14 protein-coding genes and 1 tRNA gene are annotated in these 20,159 nt (G+C 45.9%); 8 read left to right on the forward strand and 7 right to left on the reverse strand.

All coding sequences use genetic code 11. The features are described from left to right. The first annotated feature begins 160 nt into the window (after positions 1-160). Both CPIN_RS08675 and CPIN_RS08680 read left to right on the forward strand, forming a co-directional pair. Positions 161-231 (forward strand) — tRNA-Gln (locus CPIN_RS08675). Positions 232-372: 141 nt separating this feature from the next. Next, a complete protein-coding gene (locus tag CPIN_RS08680) occupies positions 373-768 on the forward strand; it encodes an acyl-CoA thioesterase (protein WP_012789395.1) in 396 nt (131 codons plus the stop codon). Between the two features lie 2 nt (positions 769-770). On the opposite strand, the gene CPIN_RS08685 is transcribed toward CPIN_RS08680, so the two are convergent. The 3 genes from CPIN_RS08685 to CPIN_RS08695 form a co-directional block, all read right to left on the reverse strand. Next, on the reverse strand, positions 771-1,436 hold the full coding sequence (locus CPIN_RS08685; RefSeq protein ID WP_012789396.1) for a class I SAM-dependent methyltransferase: 666 nt from the start codon (positions 1,434-1,436) through the stop codon (positions 771-773). Between the two features lie 112 nt (positions 1,437-1,548). Next, on the reverse strand, positions 1,549-2,355 hold the full coding sequence (locus CPIN_RS08690) for a TerC family protein (protein ID WP_012789397.1): 807 nt from the start codon (positions 2,353-2,355) through the stop codon (positions 1,549-1,551). Positions 2,356-2,386: 31 nt separating this feature from the next. Then, positions 2,387-3,835: an SDR family oxidoreductase gene (locus CPIN_RS08695; protein WP_012789398.1), complete on the reverse strand. Its 1,449-nt coding sequence runs from the start codon at positions 3,833-3,835 to the stop codon at positions 2,387-2,389. Positions 3,836-3,970: 135 nt separating this feature from the next. Between CPIN_RS08695 and CPIN_RS08700 the strand changes: the two genes are divergently transcribed. The 3 genes from CPIN_RS08700 to CPIN_RS08710 all read left to right on the forward strand — a co-directional run bounded on the left by CPIN_RS08700 (position 3,971) and on the right by CPIN_RS08710 (position 9,206). Then, the gene (locus tag CPIN_RS08700; protein ID WP_012789399.1) at positions 3,971-4,669 is read left to right on the forward strand and encodes an HAD family hydrolase; all 699 of its coding nucleotides are present in this window, start codon (positions 3,971-3,973) and stop codon (positions 4,667-4,669) included. Between the two features lie 153 nt (positions 4,670-4,822). Then, on the forward strand, positions 4,823-6,865 hold the full coding sequence (locus CPIN_RS08705) for a beta-L-arabinofuranosidase domain-containing protein (RefSeq protein WP_148230527.1): 2,043 nt from the start codon (positions 4,823-4,825) through the stop codon (positions 6,863-6,865). A gap of 16 nt (positions 6,866-6,881) precedes the next feature. Next, positions 6,882-9,206 (forward strand): family 78 glycoside hydrolase catalytic domain, encoded by a 2,325-nt coding sequence (locus tag CPIN_RS08710; protein ID WP_012789401.1) that lies wholly within the window; start codon positions 6,882-6,884, stop codon positions 9,204-9,206. Positions 9,207-9,476: 270 nt separating this feature from the next. Here CPIN_RS08710 and CPIN_RS08715 read toward each other — a convergent pair whose 3' ends face one another. The 4 genes from CPIN_RS08715 to CPIN_RS08730 form a co-directional block, all read right to left on the reverse strand. Then, positions 9,477-9,812, reverse strand: coding sequence for a S24 family peptidase (locus CPIN_RS08715; RefSeq protein WP_012789402.1), 336 nt, complete (start codon positions 9,810-9,812; stop codon positions 9,477-9,479). Between the two features lie 414 nt (positions 9,813-10,226). Beyond that, positions 10,227-11,162: a YjiK family protein gene (locus CPIN_RS08720; protein ID WP_012789403.1), complete on the reverse strand. Its 936-nt coding sequence runs from the start codon at positions 11,160-11,162 to the stop codon at positions 10,227-10,229. Between the two features lie 37 nt (positions 11,163-11,199). Continuing rightward, on the reverse strand, positions 11,200-11,835 hold the full coding sequence (locus CPIN_RS08725; RefSeq protein ID WP_012789404.1) for a response regulator: 636 nt from the start codon (positions 11,833-11,835) through the stop codon (positions 11,200-11,202). Beyond that, positions 11,810-13,876: an ATP-binding protein gene (locus CPIN_RS08730; protein ID WP_245552095.1), complete on the reverse strand. Its 2,067-nt coding sequence runs from the start codon at positions 13,874-13,876 to the stop codon at positions 11,810-11,812. The genes CPIN_RS08725 and CPIN_RS08730 overlap by 26 nt, the downstream gene beginning before the upstream one ends. Before the next feature lie 430 nt (positions 13,877-14,306). Between CPIN_RS08730 and CPIN_RS08735 the strand changes: the two genes are divergently transcribed. The 3 genes from CPIN_RS08735 to CPIN_RS08745 are packed head-to-tail and all read left to right on the forward strand — an operon-like array spanning position 14,307 to position 20,119. Next, positions 14,307-17,717 carry a SusC/RagA family TonB-linked outer membrane protein gene (locus tag CPIN_RS08735; protein WP_012789406.1) on the forward strand — a complete coding sequence of 1,137 codons (3,411 nt, stop codon included), beginning with the start codon at positions 14,307-14,309 and terminating at the stop codon, positions 17,715-17,717. Positions 17,718-17,728: 11 nt separating this feature from the next. Further along, positions 17,729-19,177: a RagB/SusD family nutrient uptake outer membrane protein gene (locus CPIN_RS08740; protein ID WP_012789407.1), complete on the forward strand. Its 1,449-nt coding sequence runs from the start codon at positions 17,729-17,731 to the stop codon at positions 19,175-19,177. 30 nt (positions 19,178-19,207) lie between these two features. Continuing rightward, positions 19,208-20,119 (forward strand): zinc-binding metallopeptidase, encoded by a 912-nt coding sequence (locus CPIN_RS08745; protein WP_012789408.1) that lies wholly within the window; start codon positions 19,208-19,210, stop codon positions 20,117-20,119. The last annotated feature ends 40 nt before the right edge of the window (positions 20,120-20,159 follow it).

Consider the following 20,159-nt stretch of genomic DNA (forward strand, 5'->3'; position numbering starts at 1 on the left):
TTTTTTTGTAGATTAGGAAAAAATACTAATTTCGCCATCCCAAAACACGGTGAGCCGCAGTACAAAGGGACTAAGACAGATATTGATCTGTTTATCTCTTCAGGAAACGAAAACATCGGTTTGTGGCTAAAAGGAAAGAAGATATTTTAAAGATATAGTTTGTCCTATAGTATAATGGTAGTACATCTGATTTTGGTTCAGACTGTCTAGGTTCGAATCCTGGTAGGACAACGAAAAAAACCGCTCTCGCAGCGGTTTTTTTTATGCGCGTATTTTCTTCGCCAGCAGACCTGCCCTGAAATTCATTCGTAATTTGTCTCGTTGTATTTTAATTTTGCGCTTAATATCCGGGGACGGTTAAATTATTGAGCAATGAATTTCTATACACGTAAATGGGTAAAACCTGAAGACCTGAATGCACACGGAACTTTATTTGGAGGCAGTCTGCTGCGTTGGATAGACGAAGAGGCAGCTATTTACAGTATCATTCAGCTGGGTACCAACAGATGTGTAACAAAATACATGTCGGAGATCAACTTCGTAAGCTCAGCCAAACAGGGCGATATTGTAGAGCTGGGGATAAAGGCGACTCATTTTGGCAGAACTTCCCTGACATTGGCCTGCCAGGTCAGGAATAAGATCACACAGAAAGTGATTCTGACTGTGGATAAAATGGTATTTGTCAGCGTAGATGAAAACGGTACGCCATGGCCGCACGGTCGTACGAAGATCACCTATACAGATGAGCGCCTGCGCGAAGATGAATAGTGTTAGGAAAGTGTATTTACCAATATACAACCTTTAAGAATCTCCATCTTGACAAAGGAGTCGGTTTCCTGGAAACCGGCATCCAACCATAGCTGCTTACACTGGGGATTGGCATAGAGTATTTTCAGGGGGCGCTGCCGCCGCTGAAGACTTTCTTTCACCTTACCTATGAATGCCTCCATGATGGTTTCATCGAAGGGGTTAAACATAAAAATAACGCCTACATGCTCAGGAATGGTGTACTCCCGGGCATCTTCACAGGCTATATTGATCTGGATGTTTTTATATCGGTCATACAAGGTGTCACGCATCCGGATAGATGCCTGATAGAGGCGGGGAGAGAAGTCAATGCCCGCCAGCGCCCGGAAGCCATATGCAGCACCCATCGCGAGCACCCTTCCTCTGCCACAACCTACATCGAGCAGTGTGGTGGACAGGTCTGTCGCCTGTACATGATCAAGCAGCCAGGTGGCAGTATAATAATTCACAGGTTCATACATGGCTACATGTTTCCTGTCTTCTGCTGATACTTCTGTCGCCAGACTTTCTGTGCCAATCGTACGGATGCCATATTTCTTCTCTCCACGGATTTCATGCCTGATAATGAAAATAGCCAGGTCAATGCCCCAATGCCATCCGACGTAAATAAAATATAACAGGTACCTCATAATGTTCGTTGCACTCCAATCCGCTTACAGCAGGACTATTCTCAGGTTGTAGGGTATAAGAATAACGCGCTAAATGTAAGCAAATTCCGGGAGATGAGACCGGAGGCCAGTGCTACTGATCGCTGTCTTTCAGCCTTGGCTGATGCAACTGTACAGGTTTTGTACTTTTTGATTTCATCTTCAGATTCAGCATCTCAATAAATACAGAGAATGCCATGGCAAAATAGATATACCCTTTAGGGATATGCTGCTCAAAGCTTTCTGCGATCAGTGAAACACCGATCAGTAAGAGGAACGAAAGCGCCAGCATTTTCACCGTAGGGTGTTTATTCACAAAATTACTGATGCCTTCCGCCGCTACCACCATGACGCCTACAGCAATAATAACCGCAACGATCATGATCTGGATATGATCGGCCATACCCACCGCCGTGATCACAGAATCAAGGGAAAATACAATATCCAGCAGCAGGATCTGGATGATCGTACGGGTAAAACTCGCAGGTTTAACTGGTCCGGAGCTGTGTTCTCCTCCCTCCAGCTTTTCATGGATCTCCGCAGTGCTTTTATAGATCAGGAACAGGCCGCCTATCAACAGGATAAGATCCCTGCCGGAAATAGCCGTTGCTTCCAGCCATTTTTCGGAATGAATACCTATCCATTCGCCGGCATTAAAAAGAGGGGTGGTGAGAGACATGATCCAGCTGATAGACAATAACAGCAGGATGCGCACAAACATCGCCAGTGTCAGACCAAGACGACGTGCTTTTTTCTGTTTTTCTGCAGGAAGTTTGCCTGCCAGGATAGAAATGAAAACAATGTTGTCAATGCCCAGTACAATTTCAAGTACGCTTAAAGTCAAAAGGCTGATCAGCGAGTCTATAGTAAACAGGCCCTCAGCGGAAAAAATATTTTCCATGTTTAGTTCGCATTAAGTTGATACGGCAATCTTACATTTTTTTTGTCTTACCCAAAATTCCATTTGATAGCCGGCGGATCATTCCTCCGAAAATAAAGTAATGGAAAGGAAGCATTGTAAACCAGTAGAGTCTGCCCCATAAGCCTCGGGGGCGAAATGTAGCAGTTTGTCTTAGTATAGACTGATTGTCTTTTTCCGTTATCTGAAATTCCAGCCAGGCCTCTCCAGGAAGCTTCATTTCCGCAAATAATAAAAGTCTTCGTTGTTTCTTATCTGCAACCAGCACCCGCCAGAAATCAAGGGCGTCGCCCGCATGTATATCTATGGGATCCCGTCTGCCTCTGCGCAGCCCTACACCTCCTGCAAGTTTATCGAGAAAACCACGTATCCGCCACAGCGTGTTTGCATAGTACCAGCCGTTATTGCCTCCTATCCTCCAGATATTATTAAGGACAAGTGTGTCATCCTGTTCAATGGTAATCTGCTGCTCATCTTTCAGGCAACCAAAACTGGGCACTTCAATGTTATCCATCCACGTCTGAGGTGTGTTAGCTGATGAAAAAGAATCTTTCCAGCTGCTTGTCACAAGATTCTGCTCTATTTTGCCAAATGCCAGCTCAACAGCCTGTTCGTAAGTGAGTAAATGTATGCCCAGATCTGCAGCAAGTTGGTTCGGCCTCGCTGTTACATCCACTTTCATGCTGTCAACAAGATTGACTGCAAGTTTGTAAGAGGTAGATGTAATGAAATAAAGCCAGTAAGAAGAGAGCCGGGGCGTCATAACAGGTAGGGTAAGAATATATCTTTTCAGCTTCCTGACCGCTGCATATTGCAGTAATAGCTGTTTATAAGTAAGTACTTCCGGACCCGCTATGTCATAATTAGCGTGATAGGTGTCCTTTTTCCCCAATACACCACATAAAAAGAAAATGACGTCTCTGATACCGATAGGCTGACAACGGGTGTTCAGCCATCGCGGTGTGACCATGACGGGCAATTTCTCTACCAGGTCCCGGATGATCTCAAAAGAGGCGCTTCCCGAGCCAACAATAATACCTGCCCTTAATGCTGTCAGCGGAACAGGCCCTTCTTTCAGGATATTCTCCACCATTAACCGGGAGCTAAGATGCCTGGAAAGCTCCTGTTGATTGACTATTCCGGTCAGATAGATCACCTGCTGGCAATTTGTAGCACTGATCAGCCGCACAAATGTTCTTGCAGAATCCGCTTCTTTTTCCTCAAATTGTCCACCGCTGCTCATGGAGTGTACCAGGTAATAGGCTACGTCAATATCGCGGGGAAAGGTGGCCGCCTGTGGTTGCAGAAAGTCAATCTCAATAACATCTACCGGATAGTTATGCTGCTGGTTAAACCTGTCCTTATCTCTTACACAACAGGTAATGTGATGACCCTGTTCCAGTAATACCGGAATTAATCGTTGACCTATGTAGCCATTTGCGCCTGTAAGCAGTATATTCACGATAAATGTTATTGATATGCAGGTTATTTACTACAAAATCTGCACCAGTACAGCAGTGAACTTTTATGGTTAAAAAACACGGAAAACCCATACTTATTAAATACTTTTGTTGCATTAACCCTAGTCTGAAGATATATGAGTATAAAAGTAATTGCCTTTGATGCGGACGATACATTATGGATCAATGAACCCTATTTCCGCGAAACAGAAGCTGAGTTTTGCCAACTGATGGAAAGCTATTTACCACAGCACACCGTCGCACGTGAACTATTGCAGACAGAGATCAAAAACCTGTCCCTGTACGGGTATGGTATTAAAGGATTTATGCTGTCAATGATAGAAACAGCCCTGACGGTCTCCAATAAAACCATTGATATCAGTGCAGTGGAAAAGATCATCGAATATGGCAAAGCACTGCTGGCCAGGCCGGTAGAAATTCTGGAGGGCGTCCCTGAAGTACTTTCCGCACTGAAAGATCATTATCGCCTGGTGGTCGCTACCAAGGGAGATCTGCTGGACCAGGAACGTAAACTGCGTAACTCCGGCGTCCTGCATTATTTCCACCATGTAGAAGTAATGTCCGATAAACAGGAAGGCGATTACCGCAAACTGTTAAAACACCTGGATATCACGCCTGATCAGTTCCTGATGATCGGCAATTCCCTGAAATCAGACGTATTGCCTGTCCTGGGTATCGGTGGAAGCGCCATTCATATTCCCTATCACATCACCTGGGAACATGAACATGTAGACGTACATATCGACAACCCTAATTTCAGACAGGTCGGAAATATTGCCGACGTGTTGCCATTGTTGTATGCGCCATCGCTGTAAACCATAACCAGTAATTTTTACTGAGTAACCATCCTATACTGTCTCCACAGTAGCGGGCATTTCTGTTGCTTTTTAATGTGTATTATTAAGCAGGATTTCCTATTTTGTAGCCCACGTTAAAATTCCATATTACTCACTACTCAAGTCAAACAAATGAAAATTAAATGGATGGTGTGTTGTGCACTTCCAGTGGTTTTCATGTTACCACTGGTGGCACAAGCCGGCATCAAACAGGTCTCACCCGGCGCCTACACTCCTCCCGCGTACGAAGCGTTACGCCTGGGTAATGTTAAACCCACGGGCTGGCTCAAACGTCAGCTGCAGATTATGCGTAAGGGATCATCCGGTCATCTGGATGAATATTACAGCAAGATTAAAAACGATAACGGCTGGCTCGGTGGCCGTGGCGACGGCTGGGAGGAAACTCCTTACTGGCTGGACGGCGCATTGCCACTCGCTTATCTGCTGGATGACGCCGTACTGAAAGATAAGGTGCTCCGTTATGTTAACTGGACAATGGACCACCAGCGTAAAAGCGGTTATTTTGGTCCGCTGACCAATGCTGAAATTACCCGACAGGTGGATATCGATGCGGCGCATGCCGCAGAAGGAGAGGACTGGTGGCCTAAAATGGTCATGCTGAAAGTATTACAGCAGTATTACTCCGCTACAGAAGACAAACGCGTGATCAAATTCATGTCCAGGTATTTCCGTTATCAGCTGGAAGCACTGAAAGTAGCCCCGGTAGGTAAATGGACAGAATGGGCGCAATCCCGCGGAGCTGAAAATGTGATGATGGCCCAATGGCTGTATAGCATTACTGAAGATGATTACCTGCTGGAACTGGCGGAGACGATCGAACAACAGTCCTTTCCCTGGACAACCTGGTTTGGTAACAGGGATTGGGTGATCAATACCACTACCTATCGGAACAACACCCAATGGATGAACAGACACGCCGTGAATGTCGCCATGGGGTTAAAAGCGCCCGCAGTTAATTACCAGCGCACCGGTAAACAGGAATACCTGCAGCACCTCCGTACAGGCTGGCAGGACCTGATGACTATTCACGGTCTGCCCATGGGTATCTTTTCCGGAGATGAAGATCTCAATGGAAATGATCCTACTCAGGGAGTAGAGCTATGCGCCATCGTTGAAGCCATGTATTCCCTGGAAAATATCAGTGCAATCACAGGAGATGTGTTCTATATGGATGCACTTGAAAAGATGGCCTTTAATGCCTTGCCTACCCAGACGACGGACGACTACAACGAGAAACAGTATTTCCAGGTCGCTAATCAGTTGCAGATCAGCAAAGGGGTATTCAACTTCTCATTGCCTTTCGATCGCGAAATGTGCAACGTATTAGGCGCCCGCAGCGGTTATACCTGTTGCCTGGCCAATATGCACCAGGGCTGGACCAAATACACTTCTCACCTCTGGTATCAGACCTCCGGTAAAGGTGTGGCAGCACTGGAATATGGTCCCTGTGTCATGACAGCAGAAGTAGGAAAGAAGCATAGAGATGTAACCATCACAGAAGTCACCGATTATCCTTTTAATGAAGAAATCCGGTTTCAGATCGCTATAAAGAAAGAAACGGAGTTCCCGTTACAGCTGCGTATACCTGCCTGGTGTAATGAAGCCGTGATCTTACTCAATGGCCAGCCTTTACGAAAAGACAAAGGAGGCCAGATCATCACTATCGAACGTGAATGGCAGGATAAAGACGAACTGACGTTGCAATTGCCCATGACCATTACAACCGGTACCTGGGGACGTAACGCCAGTGCAGTGGAAAGAGGTCCGCTGGTATATGCCTTAAAACTGGAAGAACGCTGGGTAAAAGACGCCGATCCGACAGAAGGGGCTTACTATAGTGTATATCCTACCGGCGACTGGAACTTTGCATTGCGCCGCAATGATATCCGCCATGCTGCTGACAGCATGAAAGTGACAAAACAGCGTCCGCTGGATTCCAGTTTCGTATGGAACCTTAAACATGCGCCACTGGAAATAACCGCAAAGGCCAAAAAGATCCCATCCTGGCAGGTAATGAACGGAGTAGCTTATCAGCCTCCAACCGACAGGGAAGGGTTCTATAAAGGGAAGGTAGATACCGTTATGCACAACATCACATTAGTGCCCTATGGTTTTACGAAAGTGAGAGTTGTTGCATTCCCTGTTGTACCATAATTTAAAATAACTGACATTGAGAATTATTCTGACCGCAGCGTTCTTGCTGATTACCAGTATTGTAAGCGCACAGTATAACGCCTGGAAAGGCAGCTGGATCACCAATACGGAAGATACCACCGCTACAAAGGCGCCTTATTTAAGAAAGACATTTACACTGGATAAGAAGGTAGTCAGCGCGACTGCCTACGTAGCCGGCGTGGGGTATCATATTGTATTTGTAAATGGTAAGCCTGTTACAGATGCTGTATTGGAACAGGCATATACCCGCTATGATAAACGCCTGTTATACAAGGTGTATGATGTAACAGCCTTATTATCCCGCAAAGGTACACAGAGCATCGCGGCCGAATTAGGTAATGGATGGTATAATATCCAGTCGCACGCCGTATGGGGATTCCAGAATGCACCATGGAGGAAAACGCCACGCCTCTTACTGGATCTCGTGATCCGGTATGATGATGGAACGACGGAAACAATCGCTACGGATAATAGCTGGAAATGTGCAACCGGTCCCAGCCAGTTTAACTGTTTATATTCCGGTGAGATCTATGATGCCCGTCAGGAAGTAGCCGGCTGGAATCAGACAGCCTTTAATGATGCCGGCTGGAAACAGGTATTGCTGACATCTTCTCCCGGTGGTGCGTTACATGAGCAGATCATGCCTTCTATTAAAGTGATACGCCGTATCAAGCCTGTATCCATGAAGAACCTGGGTAATGGAAAATACCTGTTTGACATGGGACAGAACTTCGCCGGTGTGGCTACCTTGAACGTAAAAGGACAGGCCGGTACGAAGGTAACAATGTACTATGGAGAGGTGTTGAAAAACGGTGAACTGGATATGGTGCATAACACAGAGCATATGCGTAGTATGCCCGGTGAACTGCGTTTTCAGACCGATGTGTATTTCCTGAAAGGCGGTGCCCGTGAAGTGTTTACCCCACGTTTTGTATACCACGGATTTCAGTATGTGCAGATAGAAACAGACCAGCCGCTTGAGCTGAATGTACATTCACTGGAAGGACTTTTCTACAGTACTGCGTTTGAAGAAGCAGGGCATTTTACAAGCTCTGATCCCATGATCAATAAACTGTACGAAGCAGCCCGTCAGTCTTATCGCAGTAACTTCCTCAGTATCCCTACGGATTGTCCGCAGCGTGAAAAGAATGGCTGGACGGCCGATGCACATATTTCTACAGAGATCGGTCTCTGGAATTATCAGACGACAGAAGGCTATCGCAAATGGTTGCATGATGTACGCGACGCCCAGTTGCCAAGCGGCGCTATGCCCGGTATTGCTCCTTCTAACGGATGGGGATATGACCGCCCCGGTAATGAAGAGTTTACATTCGGTCCTGCCTGGGGCAGTGCCTTAGGTTTTGTTACCTGGTATATGTATCTCTATCATAATGACACTGCACTGGTAAGAGAGCATTACGATGCCTTTAAAAAGTATACGGATGCTGTAGCAAAAGGAGCGGAAGGTTACCTGTTCAAACATGGACTGGATGACTGGATGTCTTTAGTGAAAACACCCATGCCGCTGACTTCTACTGCTTATTTTTATACTGATGCAGAACTTGTCGCAAAGATGGCGCGTGTCTTAGGTAATAAGGCTGACGAACAAACGTACAGCAGATTAGCCGACAGCATCCGTGCTGCCTTTAACCGCACCTATTTTGATGCAAATACCGGTGTGTACAAAGACAGTACTATGACCGCATTAAGTGCTGCTGTATTCCACGGACTGGCTTCTCCGGAAGCAGCAGCAAAGACAGCTGCACAGTTATCTTCAAAAGTACAGCGTAGTAACTACCATGCGGATTTTGGAGTGATGGGTACCAAATATGTTTTACCTACCCTGAGTGATTACGGTTATGCAGATGTGGCATTCAGAATGCTGACTGATACCGGTTACGCCGGTTGGGCACATTGGATTGCCAACGGTGCAACTACTTTGTTTGAAGACTGGCCGGGAGAATTATCCCATAACCACATCTTCTTCGGCGATTACTGTGCATGGTATTATAAAACACTTGCAGGTATCCGTCCAGATGAAGCAGCGCCTGGTTTCCAGCATTTTTACATACAACCCGCGTTTGTAAAAGCACTGAATTTTGTAAAGGCGGATTATGCCAGCAGTGCAGGTATGATTAAAGTAGAATGGAAGCGTAAAGGAAACAGTATAAAACTATCTGTTGAAATACCTTCACGTGCAACGGTAAGATTACCAGCCGGTATGACAGATGATAAAAACGCAACACGTATTACCTTGAATGGTCAGCAGTTTGATCAGGTTGTACTGACACCCGGTAAGTACACATTTAACCTGAAATGAGCTGTTGATAAATAGTATAAATAGTTGAAAACGTCTGGTAACATTACCAGGCGTTTTTCTTTTTATTACCATACTTATCCTATACATATCTTCCGCTAATGTTGCCTTCTGAACGTAGCATTAACGTAAGATGAGTATAGTATAACTATTGTTTAAGCGGGGAATGATTAAGTGAAAGTACAGGGGGCTAATGTGGATAAATGATATGGAAGAGGAGAATGGTATATTATTTTGAGGGAAGGGGAACGGCCTTGCCGTTAAGAATAAATACTACCTGTTTCTAGACGATGCTTCATAGATAACATGATGCTGATATTCTCCGATGATGACTCTGCCATAAATATTCCTGGTCCAGCCGTTTTCAAATCCATGATTATTGGCGATCAGGTACCCTTTATGTGCGTCAATTTTGATGATCTTATGCGCATCGATATAATGCCCTTTTACTTTGCAGAATACAATGTCTCCGATCTTGTATTCGCTGGCTTTTTCGAAGGTCAGTTGTGAGCCGCTTTTAAGAATGGGTAACATCGAGCTGCCAAATGCCTTCATCTTTCCTTTGCCGGTTTGTTCTAACTCGGCTTTTAATCGTTCGAATTTGTTCATGTTTTATAGTTTTCATGCTTATAGTTTTCAAGGACAAATAACGGTTATATGTGTGCAACCTATTTGCGCAGGAGTAAACAATTTTTTTTAACAAATTGTAACAACTTGAAAATGTGTCTCATTGGAAATAGTAGACAAGTCACTGTTACCTGCTCAGCAGTAGAGATAGCACAAACTATTATCTTGAGGATTTAATAACAGGAATGTGAATAACAATAACAACATAGTGGAATTTGGCCGGACAATACTCCGGGGATCAGGACATATTGTGAAGTGGTTATGGAGCGAACTCCTCGGGGAGCTGATAGGCGGACTTATAGAAGCGATATTTATAGTGCTGTTTTAAAAAATGGCCACCCTGCTTTAATTGCCTAATAGCAGGATGGCCAGTATATATCATCGTCACTGAACAGATTAGAACCGATGGGGGTAAAAATTCAGCGCCGGGTTCTTTCCTTCACTGATCGTCACATAGCCCGAATTATCCGGCATTAAGGCAATACCTTCTCCCTGCTGCTCGGGTACATATGGCAAGCTAACTGCCGGTCTGGCCATTGCCGCTTCCACCGTTTCCCCTGCCTGCCGGCTCCAGTAATACACCAGGCTTTTATCCTTGATCACAATATGCCTACCATCCTGTGAAATATCACCCGCAGTGATCCAGGTATAAGGTACAGTACCTACTTTCTGCATAACCACCTTTTCACCATCCCTGAAGTGCAGCGGCGTTTTATAAATGCCTACCGCTTTCTCTCTTTTGCTTACCACATACAGGAACTTGTTTATCGGGTCTACCATGACCGTTTCTGCGTCTCTGGGGCCATCAGGATAGCTGATCTGCAGTGTCTCCGGCTTGACTGTTGTTTTGCTCGCTGGTGCCTGGGAAGGGGCCTGAAAACGATAAATACGGGTATGCAGGTCCAGACGGATATTGTTACCAATATCGCCGACATATACATATTGCTTATGTGGAATCGGGCCGGCGCCTTCCGCTATGTCTTCCCAATCACGGTTTTTGATGCCTTCAAGCTGAATAGTGCTGATCAGTTGCCCTTTATTATCAAGGAGATAGACCTCGGGTTTATTACCACTATCGTTGTGTGTCCAGAAGTAACCCGGCAGCGCCCTGCTGGCAGCAAGACCGGAAGCTTCCTGAATGGCCGAACTTTGTACGATCCCCAGTACCTGCGGCTGGACAGATGCGTTTGGCTGTACTTTCTTTTTTCCGGAGGATGATTGTTCCTGTTTATCTTTCTTCTTATGTTCCTTTTTCTTTTTCTGTGCAGGTGCTGATATGGCTATGGATAGCAATAATAACAGCAGACTGTTAAAGATGGTCCGTTTACTCATTATACGATACTACGAAATAATGAGCATATAACCCATTCTAAACCAGTCCCGTCTGTAGGGCTACCTTTACCAGTCCTGCCGTGTTTTTAACTTCCAGTTTGTGCAGGAGACTTATACGATGGTTTTCAACTGTATGCAGACTCAGAAACAATTTGTCGGCAATTTCCTGGTTGGTATGTTCGTCGATAATCAGTTGCAGAACTTCCTTCTCCCTGCGGGTCAGGGCCGTGTTTTTCTTCTCCGATTTCTTGTTCCGGAACATATCCTCTATCAGTTGCTGATTCAGGGCAGGAGAGAGGTACTGCCCCCCCTTCTGTACTGTTTCGATGGCTTGCAGGATCGTAACATCGTCTGACTCTTTCAGCAGATATCCCATGCAACCAAGCTTCAGCATTTTCTTGACAAGGAATAGTACATCAGAACTGCTGAGTACAAGAATACGTACCTGCGGATAGTTTTTCAGGATACTCGCCGCCAGCTCTGGGCCGCTCATATCCGGCAGGTGCATGTCCAGCAGCAGGACGTCCGGTTGTCTTTCCTTGATACCTTTTAAAAGGGTGTTTCCATTGGTATAGATGTCGGTCACTTCTACATGGACAGCATCACGTAATATGCTACAGATGCCATTAGCTACAATAGGGTGATCGTCAGCAATCGCTAGTTTGATAGGCATGTCTGGCAGTATTATTATGTTTAATCGAAATTTCTATATGTACGCTGGTTCCCTCGCCAGGTACGCTCTCTATATGTAAATCCCCGTTTAACGAATTTACGCGTTCCCGGATAGTTTTCAATCCGATACCGTCAGATTGTGCAGATGATAACATACCATTACCGTCATCTTCTACAGTTACAGCAAGTTGTGATTCATGACAGGCGATCTGAACGATGGCATGTTTTGCATTCGCATGTTTGAGGATATTATGCACAAGTTCCTGTATAATACGGTAAACAGTCAGTTCTTCTGCGGATGATAGTCCGGTGTGGGCGCCGATGGACTGGAAAGTGATCTCCAGCGTATGTCCTTTCCTGACGCGTTCGCAGAATAGTGCCGTGGCTTTTGTCAGTCCTTCCTGGAGCAATATTTCCGGCATCAGGTTGTGCGCCGTCTTACGGAGTTCGACTGACGCTTCTTCCAGCAGGTGTAATACTTCTTTAAAATCTTCTGTCACATCGGTTGTGGTATATCTGCGGAAGATAGCGCTGAGGCGCGTACGGATCGTACCTAGTGTACCACCCATGCCATCATGCAGATCACGGGCAATACGGCTCCGCTCTTTCTCTTCTCCTGCTATCATCGCCTGCAAATTACTGATCTGTAATTCCTGCCGCAGGTTCCGGATCTTCTCCAGCTGTAATTTCTGTTTATGCAGATTATTACGGTATATCAGCACACTGATCAGCAGTATCAGCAGCAAACCGGAAGACACTGCAATAATTAGCATGTTTTTCGTCTTGATCCTGCTTTCATTACGGGTAATCGCCAGTTGCTTCTCTGCCAGTTCCTTATTCTTATCCGCAATACGATATTTCATTTCCAGGTTGAATACCAGTTCCAGTTTCTCCACCTTCATCATACTATCCCTGATAATGGTGTAAGCCTTTCTGTATTCTGCCGCACTCTTATACTGTCCGACAGCTTCATAGGCATCTGCCAGTACCTGGTTTCCCCGTCCTACCAACAGGTGGACCATATGTCGCTCCTCAGCATTATTCAGTGCCGGTAATGTAACGGTGATGGCTTTGTTATACTGTTGTTGCATCACGAAAGCCTGACCGGTACAGATGTCTGCGAAGATCTGGTGCCTGTTGGGAATAGGATTGTTCGCCGGAAAGAGCGCTTTTGCCTTTTTCAGGTATTCAATAGCAGGTACCGGATTCTTATCATCCAGGTAGGTAAGGGCGGTATTGATCAGCAGACCCGCTTCCATACTGGCGGAGATCTTTGTTGCCTTTCCCATCTGGATGGCAGAGGCACAGTAGTAACGGGCGGAGTCGTTCTGAACGATGTTATTAAAATAGCCTGCTTTATAATAGTAAAGCATCATCAGTGCGGTGGTATCCTTCTTAATATTGGCGCTGTCAATCAGGTTGTCGATATGGCCCATGATCTGTTGAATATGCGAGTCGTTCTGGATATTTTCATTAATATTCAACCAGAAATCAAGCAGACTACAATATACCCGTGTCTGCATCCGCCGGTCGGTTACCTTATTCGCTTCCAGCAGGTCCAGCGCTGCATAACGGTAGTAGGCGGAAGAATCATACTTGCCTTTATAATAAAAACTCTGCGACATAAAGAGGTAAATGTTCACCCGCATCTCCAGTCCTTCCTGGTTATCTTCACAGTAATGCAGGGCCAGCCGCTCACATGACAGGGCCTTATCTTTCTCATTGTTATTATTATAACAAAGTGCCAGACCTGCCAGCGCATGTGCGACGCCATTATTATACTTTAACATGCGGGCATCTTCCATCCCCATATAATACAGGCGAACGGCATTGCTGGTAGCAGTGTCTTTTTTTGTGCCGGCAAGCTTTAACAGACTGTCCACATGTTTTATACTGGTCCCGGAATGCGTGACACTCCGTGACAACTGGTCAGTTACCGTCTGGGCACTAAGGGATAAGCCGTTACCCGTTAAAAGTAACAGCACGAAAAGCAGCGTCCTACGGATCTTGCCGTGGAACAGGTTACTAAGGTTACCCATCATTAGAAGTCATTTCATTCTCCTTGTGGCATCATGGCAAATTTTTCCTGTAAAATTGACAGTTATTACAGGATACGAAATAGATTCTGGTTGCAACAAAGGATTTCCTATAAAATAGTGTCGTTACGAATATAAAGTTTGGCTGATTCCGGGGAGTAAGATAAGAATTAAATAGTGGTTTACCGCTAATTTCTATAAAGGCGGTTTACCCGGATGCAATAACCTTCCCAACTGAATAATTTTAGCTTTTGAAAAAACGAGCCTAGTTCGCAACATTCTAAAGGGGTATTGACAGTTGAATGTTAATTCGTTACAGCTAAATCTAACGCGTGGAACAGTAAAAGCCGGATAGTACGTCACACTATCGGGTCAGGAGCAACCAGAAGAAGATATTTTTTACAACCAGGATCATTTCAGTAAATCAGCTATACATATGACATTACCTATACATGGTAATCAATTGCCGGCGTCTCTAAAAAAGCGCCGGAGGGGAATTATTACGGTTACAATACTGCTATTACTATCCGGCGCAGCACATGCTGCCGGAACCAACCATGCGGCTGACAGCCGTATCGTAAGAGATTCTATGCCTATGGGTCTGGCAAAAGGAAGAGTGACCGGTGCGGAAGAGAAAGTAGCCCTGCCTAATGTATCAGTAGTCAACCTGTCTACCAAAAAAGGTACCGTGACGACTGTTGATGGTAATTTTACACTGAGCGCCCGTTCCGGTGATAGCTTACGTTTTTCTTTTATTGGTAAGAAAGCTCAGGTCGTACTGTTCACTGGTCAGGCTGTAGTGAACGTCCTGCTCAGTGGTACGGAAGGTTCATTATCAGAAGTAGTAGTGACTGGTTTCCAGAATATTGATAAGAAGAAATTCGCGGGTTCTGCCGTATCTATCAAAGCAGAAGACGTAAGGATAAATGGTGTGGCAGATGTAAGCCGTATGCTGGAAGGCCGTGTAGCGGGTGTGTCTGTACAGAACGTGTCCGGCACATTTGGTACTGCACCTAAGATCCGTATACGTGGCGCTACCTCTATCAACGGTGATAACAAACCATTGTGGGTAGTAGATGGTGTGGTACTGGAAGATGTAGCCAATATCTCCAACGATCAGTTGTCCAGCGGAGACCCTACCACCTTGCTGGGTTCTGCTGTAGCAGGTTTGAACTCTAATGACATTGAAAGTTTCGATATCCTGAAGGATGCTGCCGCAACGGCGTTATATGGCGCCCGCGCAATGAACGGTGTAGTGGTGATCACTACCAAAAAAGGCCGTGCAGGTAAACCTGCTATCGCCTATAGCGGCAACTTCAGTACACAATTGAAACCTACCTATGGAAACTTTAATATCATGAACTCCGCCAGACAGATGTCTGTGCTGGCGGAGCTTGAGCGTAAAGGTGTGCTGACATCCGATATTCTTTCCCGTGGCGACGTAGGCGTATACGGAAAGATGTATGATATGTTGCAGACCGACGTGAATGGCCACTTCGGACTGGAGAATACGCCTGAAGCACGCAAAGCTTTCCTGATGCAATATGGCAGAGCAAACACCGATTGGTTTGATATCCTGTTCCGCAACAACTTTGTACAGGAACATTCTATCAGCGTATCATCCGGTACGGATCGCTCCCAATCTTATTTCTCCACCAGTTACTATGGTGATAACGGCTGGACAATAGCAGATAAAGTACATCGCTATACCCTGAACTACCGTAACAACTATAAATTCTCTGACCGGTTCTCTGCCGGTTTCTCTACACTCGGTTCTGTACGTCAGCAGAGAGCGCCGGGCGCACTCACGCGTAATAGTAATCCAGTAGAAGGTCAGTATGACCGTGACTTCGATATCAACCCTTTCAGCTACGCACTGAATACCAGCCGTACCCTGAGAGCATATGACGATAAAGGTAACCTGGAATACTTCAGACGCAACTTCGCTGATTTCAATATCATTAACGAACTGCAAAATAACTACCTGTCCCTGAATGTAATGGACCTGCGTCTGCAGGGAGATCTGGGCTGGAAGATCACAGATAAACTGAAATGGGAATTTGTAGGTGCACTGCGTTATGTGAAGTCTTCCCGTGAACATCAGATCACAGAAGACGCCAACATGGCTAACGCTTACAGAGCGGCAGACAATGCCACTATCGCGCAGAATAATAAATTCCTGTACCGTGATCCGGAGAACCCGGATGCCCCGCCGGTGATTGTATTACCAGAAGGAGGCTTCTATAACAGAACAGAAGACCAGCTGGTAAACTATGACTTCCGTAATACCCTCAGCTACAAAACTACTTTCGGTAGCAATCATAACCTGAACATCCTGGCAGGTCAGCAGGTAAAATATGCCGACAGACAAAATGCATCCAGCACGGGTTATGGTTACCAGTACAACAATGGCGGTGTGCCTTACATCGATTATCGTGTACTGAAACAAACCATTGAAAGCAACTTCCCCTATTATGGTATGGCGCGTGACTATGACAGGTTCGCCGCTTTCTACGGTACTGCTGATTACTCTTATGCCGATAAATACAGCATCAGCGCTAATGCCCGTTACGATGGTTCCAACCGTCTGGGTGCTTCTTCCAATGCAAGATGGCTTCCTACCTGGAGCTTCGCCGGTCGCTGGAACCTGGACAGAGAAGACTTCATGCGTGACTTCCGTCATGTAGATTATCTCTCCGTACGCGCCAGCTATGGACTGACTGCAAGTATGGGCCCTGCTACCAACTCTAACATCGTTTATCGGACGGTGAACAGCCGCCGTGCACACCTTAATGAAGTGGAATCTGTTATCCAGCTGGCGCACCTGAAAAACACTGAATTAACATGGGAAAAGTTATATACTTCCAACGTGGGTGTAGAAGCCGGTTTCTTAGACAGACGCCTGAACATGACCCTCGACCTTTACAGCCGTAAAAGTTTTGACCTGATCAGCCTTATCAAAACATCCGGTATCGGTGGTGAACTCTACAAGGCAGCCAACTATGCAGACATGACTTCCAAAGGTATCGAAGTGATGGTAGGTGGCGAGATAATCCGCCAAAAACACTGGGGATGGAGAACCAACCTGACCTTCGGTTATAACACCAACAAGATCACCAACGCGAAAAACTCCCCGCTTATCTTTGACCTGGTAGCTGCTGAAGGTGGTAACAAAGAAGGATATCCTGTACGCAGCCTCTTCTCTCTCGACTACAAAGGGCTGGACCCGCGCACGGGTGTGCCGACTTTCGTTACAGGGGATGGTAAGACCAGTTCAAACGTAGACCTGCAGGATGATGCAACCGGTACGCTGGTGTACCAGGGACCTGTAGATCCGCCGGTAACAGGTGGTCTGAACAACACCTTCCGTTACAAAGCATTCTCCCTGAATGTATTCATGACTTACCAGTGGGGTAACAAGATCCGCCTGTATCCTGCTTTCAAAACAGCTTATTCTGATCTTGACGCGATGCCAAATGAATTCTATGACCGTTGGGTAATGCCGAAAGATGAGACTAAAACAGATGTACCGTCTATACTCGACGCATATGAGCAGACACTGCTCGGTGGTGCATATCCTTACAACAACTATAACTATTCAACAGCGCGTGTAGCAAAAGGAGATTTTGTTCGTCTGAAAACAGTATCCATGACTTACCTGCTGCCGGCCAGCTTCCTGAAGAGAACAGGTTTTAGCAGTCTGCTGGTAACAGCTGCTGCGAATAACATGTGGCTGATCTATTCGGACAAAACACTGAAAGGACAGGATCCTGAGTTCTTCAACGCCGGAGGTGTGGCGCAGCCGATACAGAAGCAGTTTACATTATCTCTTAAAGTGGGCATTTAAAAACAGACCTTATGCAAAGAAAAGCGCTATATATACTCCTGGCTATTCTCCCGTCCGTAACCGGATGTAAAAAATATCTCGATCAGCAACCGGATAGTACCTGGACACAACTGGATACTCCTGAAAAGGTGAGTCAGTTGCTGGGTACTGCTTATCCGCAGGCTAACTATATGACTTTCTGTGAAGCCATGTCAGATAACGTAGCCGATAAAGGTACTGGTGTCGACGTACGTACCAATAGAGACCCTTTCTATTTTGATGATGTGCAGAACATCAACCAGGATTCTCCTGAATATTACTGGGCGGCTGCCTATACCGCTATCGCTGCAGCTAACAATGCCCTGATCGCCTGTGAAAATGCAAAGGATACAGCTGCTTATAGTCGTCAGAAAGGGGAGGCACTCGTAGCACGCGCATATGCACATTTTATGCTGGTGAATATCTTCTCCAGAAGTTATGATGCAACAACCGCTAATGCAGATATGGGCATCCCATATGTTACCGAGCCGGAAGAAGTAGTATTCAAACAGTACGACAGGAAAACGGTCGCTTATGTATACGATCAGATTGAGAAAGACCTGCTGGCAGGTTTACCATTGATCCGCGATGATAAGTACAAGGTGCCTAAGTACCATTTCAACCAGAAAGCAGCGTATGCTTTTGCGGCAAGATTTTACCTCTACAAACGCGACTATCAGAAAGTGATTACCTATGCGGATATGGCTTTCACAACAGGCCAGGCAGTGAGCTATCTGCGTCCATGGAATACTTCCTACGTATTCCTTTCTCCACTGGAATTGTTCAACATCTATTCTAACTCCAGCGAGAACGCCAACTTCCTGCTGGTAGAAACCAATTCCAGCTACGGCCGTAACCTGGCGCAATACCGCTTTGGTATGAACTTTCCGATGTACAGAGCAATCATGGGGAGCAACGTAACCGGTGGAGACTGGTGCTTTCCGGCATATACCTATGGTACTGCCGATTACTTCATCCCTAAGCTGAGTGAATATTTTGTAAAGGAATCTGTGAATGCGACCATTGGTTACATATACACCATGGTGCCTTTGTTCACTGCAGAAGAAGTACTGTTTAACAGGGCAGAAGCAAATGCACAACTGGGGAATACCACCGCTGTTCTTGCTGATCTGAATACCTACGCCGGTACCCGTATCACCAATTACGATGCAAGTGCTGATGTTGTGACACTGGCGAAGTGCAAAAGTTACTATGGTCTTTCAGATAGTAAAGGCGCACTGTTAAATGCCGTACTGGATTTCAAAAGAGCGGAATTCGTACAGGAAGGTACGCGCTGGTTTGACCTGATGCGTTACAAAGTACCCGTTACACATGTAACCAGTCAGGGACAGACGATGATACTCGGAGCAGACGATCCGCGCAGGGTCTTCCAGATACCGGTATCTGCAAAAACATCCGGACTTCCATTAAATCCCCGCTAAACATTTCTCAGGATTTATCCCGCAAACAGCATGAAAAATATAAAGACATTATTCCTTCTCCTGACGCTGGCCTTGTTGGCCGCATGTGCAAAAGATGACGATCTCAGTAACCTGGAAGACATTCCGGGACTGGGTGGAGATACCTGGCAAAAGACAGCGCTTGACAAATGGCTGTACGATACCCTGGTCGTACCGTATAACATTGAAGCCAAATACAAATGGGACCAGTTTGAGTTTGACCTGAACAAAACACTGGTACCGCCGCAGGAAGCAATGGTAAAACCAGCCCTGCAATCTATTAAAAAAGTATGGATTGACACCTATGTACAGGAAGCTGGTATTGAATTCTTCCGTCAGAACAGCCCGAAATTCCTGATCCTTTGTGGTAGTGCCAGCTGGAATGTGGATAACGGCACCATCACTTTAGGTACCGCTGAAGGTGGTCGTAAAGTGGTGCTTTATTCTATCAATTCTTTTCGCATTAAAGGTATGCCTAATTACAAGCCTTCTGACTCAGCGACGCTGAAGCAGATCTTTCACGTAATAGAACACGAATTCGGGCATATTCTTCATCAGACGATACTTTACCCGCCCGCCTTTAAAAACATCTCTGCAGGGCGTTATTCTGCCAACTGGACGAATATCAGCGATGACGAGGCACATGCTAATGGTTTTATTACCCCATATGCCATGTCAGGTTTTGATGATGACTTTGTGGAAATGATCTCCCTGATGCTGACGGACGGACGCGCAGGGTTTGAAAGGCTGATTGCCAGCATACCGGAAGGTACGGCCGCCAGCGGTGTGACACAGGCCCAGGCAATATCCGCCCTGCGTCAGAAAGAAGCCATGGTCGTGGCCTACTTTAAAACAGCCTGGAAAATAGATTTCTACAGTCTGCAGACGAAGAAGCGGAAAGCAGTGGAGTCACTGATCTACTAACAGCTGTTGACAATCATTTCAAAACACAAAGAAAAGACGC

It is taken from the genome of Chitinophaga pinensis DSM 2588 (genome assembly GCF_000024005.1).
In the GTDB taxonomy this organism is placed as follows: Bacteria; Bacteroidota; Bacteroidia; order Chitinophagales; family Chitinophagaceae; genus Chitinophaga; species Chitinophaga pinensis.